The sequence below is a fragment of the bacterium genome (genome assembly GCA_021372615.1).
Classification (GTDB): domain Bacteria; phylum Armatimonadota; class Zipacnadia; order Zipacnadales; family UBA11051; genus JAJFUB01.
Window position 1 is genome coordinate 1 of record JAJFUB010000036.1, and the last position, 9,391, is coordinate 9,391.

Below are 9,391 nucleotides of genomic sequence, written 5' to 3' on the forward strand. Positions count from 1 at the left end.
GTGGCCGTAGGAGCGCCAGCTTCCAGCTGGCACGCAGGGCACTGACCGACGCAACGGCTGCCAGCTGGAAGCTGGCGCTCCTACGGCCACGGCGCACCTACCGCAACGACCTTCGTAGCTACAGCCTGACCACCACCGTCCCCTTCGCCTCCAGGGGCACCGTCCGCTCCGCCTGTGCCGGCTGTAGCTTCAGCGCCGCCGTGTCCAGCTTCAGCTTCGCCTCCACCGCCACGTCCGTCGGGTTGTGCAGGACGAGGATCTTGCCGTAGCGCTCGACGCGCACGGTGCTCGGCGTCGCTGTGGCGTACGTGATCGGCTCCCAGCCGGCCTGGGCCAGGTCGCTGAACTGCCGGGCGAACTGCGCCATGTATTCCGGCTTGTTGCCGTGGCCGGGGAAGATGCCGTGGAGCTGGTTGCGCTGCAGTTGCCAGTCGTCCACGGGCTTGTAGGGCAGGTCGGTGCACAGCTTCGTGCGGGCAATGGCGCGGATGAAGTCCGGGTCGCCGAACAGCGGGGCCTCGGCGCCGAAGATGTCCAGGTACGGCGCGGCGAAGGTCAACCACGCCGGGGTCGTGCTCGTGCCCCACGAGCAGTTCGCCATCAGCACCAGCTTGCGGCCGTGCATCCGCTTCGCCAGGTCGCGCACCCACTCGACCGAGGCGGTGAACATGGCGATGACGGGCACGTGCTCGGTGGCCGAGAACGTCAGCGGCGTGTCCACGTACTGGAAGTGCTCGCGGCGGAAGTTGGCGCGGCTGAGCTGGCCGTAGCCGCCAAACGAGTCCAGGGCGAGGCCATCATAGTGGCAGCCCGCCGCCGCCATCTCCTGCAGGCCGGTCTCCAGGAACACCTCGCGGCAGAACCAGCCCTTGCCCTGCGGGATGTCGGGGTCGAGGCTGCAGGGGAAGATCACCCCCAGCTTGCTCTCACCCATCCACGGGTACTTGCCCATCCCCAGCGACGGCGTGCCGTCAGCGCCGTAGCTCACCGAGTTGAGCGTCGCCTGCGACACCACGCGCATGGCCTCGCGCGCGGAGTGCTCCCGCACCCACTTGCCCGGCACGTACGAATGCGCGTAGCTGAGCTTCTCGTACTTCGCCAGCTCCGCCTCATCGCCCGCCGCCACCTTGCGCAGGCGTTCCAGCGCCACCTCACGCGAGGGCAGCTCCGTGTAGTCGCCCATCGTCTGCTGGTACAGCTCGGGCTCGATGTACTGCAGGGCCATCATGCCATTGGCGTTGTCCCACTTGATCGCCTCCGCCCCACCGGGCCCCCAGTGGCAGCGGAAGCCGGCTTCCTTCGCCCCGGCCATCTTCTGCATCTCCCCCCACACGAACCAGCCGCCCTGCTTGTCGGCCGGGACGCGGTTGGTGAAGAACTCGGGACAGAAGGCGTAGTAGCGCTGCAGGGCCGAGCGGAAGCCCCACTGCGGGTCGTGCTGGTAGACGAGGACGCGGAATGGCGCCTCGGACAGCGATTTGCCCTTGATGGTCTTCTGCGGCACGAGGCCGAAGTCGAGGGCCAGGTAGAACAGTTGCAGCTTCGGGCTGTAGCCGATGCGGTGCACGACCGGCTCGTCCATGCGCACCGCCAGCGACAGCCCGGCCTTGCCCGGCAGCGTGACCGCCCCGAGCGGGTACTTGGAGTGCAGCCCGTTGAGGCCGAACTGCATGCCGCGCTCCAGGTACGCAAACTCGCCCTCCGCGTCGGCGACGGTGCGCGCGGTAGCGGCGCTATCCCACCACTGCCAGGCCCCCGCGCCCACGGGCAGCGCCAGGTAGACCGTCACCGCGCGATCGGCGCCGCGGAGGTCGGCGACCTTGCCCGTCACTTCCAGGTACTGGCCGGCGTCACGGTAGGTTGCGTCCACTGCCAGGCCCAGCTTAGCCAGCTTCGCCACCTGGCGCACGTCCCGGCCGCCAGGGCCAGTCTTGCTGATCGTGCCCCTGACCAGTGCCGGCGGGTCATCCAGCGTGACATCCCGCACGAGCAGCCCCGCCGGGCTCTTGCCGGCGGCACTCACCGTCACGCCCCCCTGCTCGACCCGGCGGATGACGCCCTGGCCGTCGAGGCTCAGCCGCAGGCCCTTGGCTGTCCCCACGGTCGCGCCCCCGGCGCCGGCTGCGGGCAGGGGCGCGAAGGACTTGGCGCCGTAGATCTCCGTGTCGAAGGCGACGGCCTGATCACCGACGCCCTCCACCTGCAACTGCGCAAACTCCCAGGTGAACGTGGCGCCGGCGGGCGCGGGCTCTTCGTACAGGTACAGGTCCACCTGCTTGATCGCCGTGCGCCGGGTGCTGATGAGCCAGTCGGTCGTGTCCACCCACCGCCCCACGGGCACGTTGTGCTCGAAGCCTTGCTGCCACATCGGGTGGCCGGCCATCTCCTCGTGGCGGTACTTGTCGTCATAGATGACGATCGCCATGCGGCGGGCACTGACGGTGGTGTCCTGGGTGTTCACGCGCACTCTCATGCGCAAGCGGGTGTACTTGGTCCAGTCCAGCGGGTCCTGGAACTCCACCCGCAGCTTGGGGTAGTCCTCTTTGCCGCCATCGGCGGTGATGCTGACACCCAGCGGCGCGTCCGGGCCGGGCTGAAGCGTCATCTTGGTCCCGCCCCCGTCGGTGTTGGCCGTCCAGGTCTGGCCGGGGGGCAGCAGGTTGACGACGTCACCGGCCTCCGCGAAGCCGAAGGTGCAGGCGATGAGTGCGGTCGCGATGGCGATGAAGCGCATGATCTTCCTCCATGGTGAGGCTTGGCAATGATGCCGGGGAGAGGCAAACGGCGTCCTCACCCCTGCCCCTCTCCCGCGCGCCGGAGAGGGAGTGTCGAACGTCGCTTTGTGGCTTCGAAGCCGCGAAGTGGACGAACGGTTCCCCTCTCCGGAGCGAAGCGAGGGAGAGGGGTAGGGGTGAGGACGCCGTTCACCGTTCGACCTCTTCCCGCGCGATTTCCGCCCAGCGGTCGAAGCGCCACGGCTGGTGCTGGCATGTGTGCGTGTCCTTCATCACGATGTCGAGCGCGCAGCCGTTGGCGCGGCAGATGTCAATCGTCTCGCGGATGTCCTGCCGCGCCCAGTCTTCGTCGAAGTCCACCCCGGCCAATACCGCCGGGTTGGGCTTCCAGTTGAAGATGATCTGGTCGCCGAGCTGCTCGGCGCTCATCGCCTTGTCGGCCCAGGGGCTGATCGAGACGCGACGCAGGCGTGGGATATGGCGCTTGAGGATGTCCAGCTTACGGTGCAGCGGCTCACAGCAGCCGTAGATGTTCAGGCCGAAGCGCTGGGCAATGGGGGCCTCGTACTGGAGCACGAACTCCTCGTGCATGGCCGGCGAGACCTCGGACATGATCTGGGCGGTGCAAAAGCCCCACAGGTCCTGCCAGCGCACCGTGCCGGCGAAGTCCGGCTGCGGCAACTGATCGCTCCAGCCCCACGAGCCCGAGCCCACGTAGTCGTTGGCGTTGTTGACGCCCAGGATGCCCTGGTCCAGCATCGATTCGGTCCGCGCCAGGTGCCCCTCCATGAGTGTGCGCATCCCGTCATGCACGAACTGCGGGTCGTCGCTCATATCCATGAAGGTCTGCGTGATCCCCCGCAGGCGCGTCCACTCGTCCATCAGGGCGTAGCCTCCGGCCGGGTTGTGGAAGTAGACGTTGAAAATGTCGCCGAAGAGGTCGTGGAGGAATACCATCGCCTGCCCGAAAGTCTCCGGGTCCAGGCTCACGGTGGGTCGGGTCATACGGTCGAGGTCTGCCCGCGTCTTGATTGGCGCGTCCCACTTGTACGCCCCGCGCGCCTCCTCCGGCCGGATGATCGTCTCGCCCACGCCCCAGCCGGTGCCGCACAGCGACGTGCGGAAGGTGTAGTCGGCGTCGCACACGGTGTCGTCGTGGAAGTGCTCCTGGGCGTAGAGCCGCTGGCGCAGGGCGCGCTCGACGCCGCGGGCATCGTCGTCCTGGCACTGCAGCGAGGCCTCCGGCACCAGCTCGATCCACGAGCCCTCGGGCGAGATGAAGATGAGGGGGCGGATCGGCTGCAGGCGGTTCTGGGCCCGCCACAGCGCCCGGCGCTCGTCCTGGATGGGGTCGGCCGCGACCTCGGCCACACGCTGGGCCAGGTCGCGGAGGAGGGTGCGGTCGGTGGGGGTCATGTTGGGCCTCCGTCCGGGGACTTGGTTACACGGGGAAGAGGACGACCCACCCAGGAATCTGAGAGATGCAGCCCTCCATTGCCTGTCCCTGACCTATTGGTCGCCGAACGGATCCTCATCCTTGTCCATCGGGCCGTAGTCGTTCGGAGGCACAGGCAATGGTCGCTCCTTCACGGATCCGCGCAGGTCTTGTAGCACATCTTCGATGAATTCCCGTGTCTCAGCGGAGGATGCTAGGCTGTACAAGTTCTCCAACACTCGCCACTCGTCATTATCCTCGGGCTCGACGGAGTACCTGCGCTCGTCTCCGTCTCTGCTCCGCCGCTTCACGTAGAGGGCCTCGCGTGAGTAGAGATCGCCGTTATCATTGAACCGCTGTTCCATCGATATCTCGAACACGAGGACACCATTCGGGACGCTCACTGAGGCGACGTAGGTCTCCTCTGACGCCGCGGACTCCCACCTCAGCCTTCTGTCCTCCGTCATAGCCAACAACGTCGTTAACAACTCGCAGACAACGCTAGCCATAGCTAGTCTCCTATCGTCACTGGCCGCTTCTTGAGGTTACCCACCTGCCCCGCGAGATGCTGCATTGCTTGCCTCGCTGCCCTGTGGACCTTTCCGGTTCTGGCTCTTGAGTTCTTCCCCGCAGTCTCCTTGAGTGCCAGACACTCGTCGCACACGGAATCAAGCAACTCAGCCACGATGGCAAGGTGGGCTTCGTCGACTAGGCCGATTTGACTGTACTGAGCCTCAATCTCGGTCACGAATCTCAGCGTCTGCCGAGCATGTTCAAGAGCTCGGTCCCACTCCGACGCCTCTAGGCTTCTTAGCAACTCATCTCCCCAACGATCAACCAGCGCCAAGTCCTCAAGCGCCGACCTTCGGTTCGCTGCTCTAGTCGCTTCCTGGGCCGCGGTCTCGGCGTCGGTCGCCTTTATCTTGGCGTCCTTGGCTGCCCGCGCCGCGCTGATCGCAAAGCAGAGACCAGCAATCGTGACCCCTAGCCCAACCAGTCCTACGATCAGACCCCAGGTGTTCGTATCGTGGAAATCCATCAGTAGCTTCCGCCCACCGTCCAGCCATAGCAGGACTACTGCGTGCGACTCCTGTACAGGCTGCGAGTGACAGCTGACCTTCTGCTATTCCTTCTCCAGCACCTTCCCGGCCGCCAGGACCATCCGCTGGATGTTGCCCTGGGCGTCGAGGGCGAGCAGGGCGCAGCGGGCGTCCGATCTGTAGCCGCCGAAGTGGCACATCCCCGCGCCGGCGTCGGCGTACAGGTACACATGGTGGCTGCCGTCGGCGAAGATGATGTCGGCCGCCGAGGCGCTCGCCGGCTGGCCCTGGTCGGTCGTGACGGGCAGTGACTTCACTGCCTGGACCGGGCTGGCCTGCCCGGCGGGCGTGGGGTACACGACGTACGTCACGCGCGACGGGCCGCTCGTCTTCCACTCGTACAGCGCTGTGGGCACCGGGCGCCACGGGCCGTTGGCCCAGCCCTGCACCGGCTCCTCCTCCAGGCCTTTCACGACGCGGAGGCTCAGGCCCTCGCGCGGCGCCGCCGTGATCTGCACAGCGGCGTCCGTCGTGGGCGTGGCCACGGTCAGGCCGTTCACCGTGGCCTCATCGGCGGCGAAGTGGAACAGGCTCTCGACCTGGTGCTCCTTGCCATCGGTGGGGGTGAGCACATCGGTGATGATCCAGTAGCTGGGCTTGACGAACAGGATGCTGCGGCGGTGGGTGGCCGGGACGGTCACCTGCTTGCGGTCGCCGTAGCCGAAGTCGTAGGTGCCCTCGACGAAGTCCCACTGGTCGCTCGTCAGCCAGAGGTTGTCCAGGGGCTGGAAGGGGTAAGGCAGCACCCAGGTCTGCCGCTCACCGCCGTTGCGTTGGTCGAGGCCGTCCACACGGATCGTGTTGTGGCCTCGCGTCGAGAGCACATAGCGCCGCCAGCGGGAGCGGTCGTACATGTAGACCCCGCCCTCGGTCAGCACCGTCTTGCCGTAGGCATAGGCCTGGAAGCCCAGCTTGTCCTCATGCTGGTGGCCGCTGCCCCACGGGCCGGCGTCGAAGTGCAGCAGCAGGTCCTGCGGCCTCCAACCGGTGCGCATGACATAGTGACCGCTATAGGGGAAGGCGACGGAGTCATCCGCGGGCGACTTGCCCTCCTGGCCCTTGGTGGCGCCCCACTTGAAGTCCGCGCGCTCCGGGTAGTACTCCGCCGCCTGCTCCAGCAGCTTCTGCGGGTTGCTGGACCACGAGTCATTGAACCCGAAGACCTGCCGGTCCGGCCGCATCGCGTAGAGCTGGTAGTTGTACATGCACTCCAGTCGCCGCTTGTAGTCCGCCGGCACCTCGTCCATCAGGTTGTTCAGCTTCGTCAGCTTCAGCACGTTGGAGAACTCGTCCACCACCCAGTTGTTGTAGCCCAGCGCCAACTCGACTTCCATCCCGTCGGGATAGACTTCCTTGTCCAGTTGGCCGTACAGGCGCTCGATGGCGATCTTCCGCCACTCCGGGGCGCGCTGGAACTCGGGGAACAGCATGCCGATGGTCAGCACGCCCATGGATTCGCAGGTGAGCCAGTTGGCGCCGGTGGGGTTCTTGACCAGGTGCTCGGCGTGCTCGTACTCGGACTTCAGGATCTTCACGAGCACCTCGGGGGTGAAGGCCGGGCTGTCGAGGCACTTGAAGAGCGCATCGGGCCACGAGCTGCTGGCGCGGATGCCGGTGTTCAGCGTCTCCCAGGCGTGGTGGTAGGGCGAGTTGCCCGACTGCCACAGCAGCACCGGACAGTCCTCGATCCACGCCACCCACTGGTTCGCCAGCTCCTGGGCGTACTTGTTGTCCCCGGTGTTCCAGTACGCGTCCACGAGGGGCTTGAAGTGGAAGTGGCGGTTGAACTGCGCGTTCCACTCGATGGTGGCGCTCTCGCCCTCGGTCATGGCGTTGTACGACCAGTCTATGCGCCCCTCGGGCTTGTAGGTGCCCTTGATGAAGGTGAACTCGTGCTTCATGATCTTCTCGGCGTTGCCCGTGCCATACTTCGGGTTCGGCGCGGGGCGCTCCCAGGTGTTCGTGAACCACTTGGGCTCGCGTCGCTGGCGCAGATGCGCCGCCAGCGCGACCGCCGCCGCGGCATAATCGTGCTTGTCCACGGCGGCCTTCACCGCCGCCAGGTCAGGGCGCTGCAGATCGAGCGCCTGGTAGAACTCCTCGTCCGTCATGCGTGGGCCGCTGCCGATGTCCGACACCGCAATCACCTTCAGGTCATCGAGAATGACGACATCCGCCGGGTCGATGGTCACAGCGGGGTCCCAGGCGGCGTGCAACTGCACTTGGTCAATCTGCTGCCAGCCCAGCGGCGAGCGCGCCTTGCCGACCTCCGCGCACGGGACGACATAATGCCGCCAACCGGTGAAGTCGAGCCGGAGCGTCAGGCTGTAGTAGTCCGGCCCCTCCTTGGTCTTGTCCTCGGAGGAGAGGATAACCCATACGCGCGAGCCGGAGGCCTGGGCACTGTGCAGCCAGAAGGAGAGGGCGTTGCCGCCCGACCAGTCATGGGGGATCTGGTTCGTCTGGATGCTCGGGCCCTTGGCGAACTCCCAGCGGATCGCGCCCTTGCCCTGCTTGATGGTGGTCGTCTCGAGGGTAGCGTTCTTGCCCCACGGGGCGGCGTCGTCGCAGTCGCTCACCACCAGGTCAGCGGCGGCGCAGGCGGACGACAGGCACAGGGCGAGCAGCAGGCAGCGCATGGTGACGGCCTCACGGTCGGAGTGGTAGGTGAGCAGTTCCCGACGCGCGTCCGGTTCCCCTGCGTGGCAGAACGCGGCGGGGTACGAGCCCCGCCCTACAGGTCCTACCACTGCTTCACGAGTTCCGCCGGCGCGCCGCAGAAGCTCAGCGCCATCCGGAACATCGCCTGCATCTCCACCGCCATCATCTGGTTGTCGGCGATGAGGTTGTGCTCCTGACACGGGTCGTCGGGCAGGTAGTATAGCTCGTGGCGGCTGTCGTCCCGGGTCATCACCAGCGACCAGCCATCTTCGTGCGTCAGCGTAACGCCGACGCCCATGCGGCTGCGGTCGCGCACGCAGCCGGCGGAGAAGGCCAGCTCCCGCAGGCGCACGTCCGCGCCGCCCAGGATGGGCACGAGGCTGCGGCCGTGGGGGCGCTTGGTGTCGCTGACGCCGCACAGTTCCAGGATCGTGGGCCGCAGGTCCACGGGTTGCACGAGCTGGCTCTTGCGCTCGCCCCGAGGCCCGTCCGGCAGGCGGATGAGCAGCGGCTCGCGCGTGATCTCCTGGTACAGCGGCCAGGGGTCCTCCGCCGAGCCGCTCTTGCCGATGCGCCCGTGCTCGCCCAGGTAGAACCCGTGGTCCGAGGTGAAGATGATCGCGGTGTCATCGAACAGGCCGAGGTCCTCGATCTGGCGCAGCAGCACGCCGATGCTCTTGTCCACCAGCGTCAGCTCCCCGCAGTAGGCCGCGTGGCACCAGCGGAGTTCGTCTTCGGTCAGGAAGTCCGTCGCGGCATAGCGCGGGTGGCGCACGCGGCGGTCGGGGAAGTCGCCCTCGTAGTACAGGGCCGTCAGGCAGTCCGGCGCATCCCACGGCTCGTGCGGGTCGAACAGGTCCACCCACAGCAGGAAACGGTCGGCACGGTGGTTGGTCTCCAGCCAGCGGCAGGCCTGGGCGACGGTGCGCTGGCTGTGGTGGCCGACCTCACCGGGGAAGTCCAGTCGCTGCCGCGTGTGGTTGTGGTACTCCGGTGCGTCATAGCGGTCCAGCTCCACCGGCCAGTCCATCGCCGGCACATCGTTGGCCCGGGTGAGCGGGCAGTCGCCCTCCTGCCCGCGGATCCACTGATGGCCCTGGAAGCCGCGCTCGTAGTAGTGGCCCCTGGCGGTCAGATGGGGCGTGTCGTGGATGAGTTGGGTGACGTAGCCCGCCCCGCTGAGCAGCTCGGCCAGCGTGGCCTGCTCCCGGGGCATCGGCCCCCATCCGAACTCGAGGCACGACAGGCGGCCCAGGAAGCAGTCGGCGCGGTGGGGGAGGGTGGGGAACGAGCTGAGAGTGCAGCTATCAAAGACGACCGACTCGGCGGCGAGGCCGTCGAGGGCCGGGGTGCGCATCCAGGTGTTGCCATAGCACCCCAGGCGATCGGGGCGACAGGTGTCCGAGACGATGACGACGATGTTCATGGGTGCTCTCCCGGGAGCGCGGCTCTCCAGAGCC

6 protein-coding genes are annotated in these 9,391 nt (G+C 67.0%); all 6 read right to left on the bottom strand.

Features of this window, described 5'->3' with window-relative positions; genetic code table 11:
• Positions 1-118: 118 nt before the first annotated feature.
• The gene (locus LLH23_05880; protein MCE5238003.1) at positions 119-2,734 is read right to left on the bottom strand and encodes a hypothetical protein; all 2,616 of its coding nucleotides are present in this window, start codon (positions 2,732-2,734) and stop codon (positions 119-121) included.
• Positions 2,735-2,924: 190 nt separating this feature from the next.
• Positions 2,925-4,151 (bottom strand): hypothetical protein, encoded by a 1,227-nt coding sequence (locus tag LLH23_05885; protein ID MCE5238004.1) that lies wholly within the window; start codon positions 4,149-4,151, stop codon positions 2,925-2,927.
• Positions 4,152-4,244: 93 nt separating this feature from the next.
• Positions 4,245-4,679 carry a hypothetical protein gene (locus tag LLH23_05890; protein MCE5238005.1) on the bottom strand — a complete coding sequence of 145 codons (435 nt, stop codon included), beginning with the start codon at positions 4,677-4,679 and terminating at the stop codon, positions 4,245-4,247.
• A 2-nt stretch (positions 4,680-4,681) separates the two neighbouring features.
• A complete protein-coding gene (locus LLH23_05895; GenBank protein MCE5238006.1) occupies positions 4,682-5,209 on the bottom strand; it encodes a hypothetical protein in 528 nt (175 codons plus the stop codon).
• A gap of 84 nt (positions 5,210-5,293) precedes the next feature.
• On the bottom strand, positions 5,294-7,909 hold the full coding sequence (locus LLH23_05900) for a heparinase II/III family protein (GenBank protein MCE5238007.1): 2,616 nt from the start codon (positions 7,907-7,909) through the stop codon (positions 5,294-5,296).
• Between the two features lie 104 nt (positions 7,910-8,013).
• The gene (locus tag LLH23_05905; GenBank protein ID MCE5238008.1) at positions 8,014-9,357 is read right to left on the bottom strand and encodes a sulfatase; all 1,344 of its coding nucleotides are present in this window, start codon (positions 9,355-9,357) and stop codon (positions 8,014-8,016) included.
• Positions 9,358-9,391 lie beyond the last annotated feature (34 nt).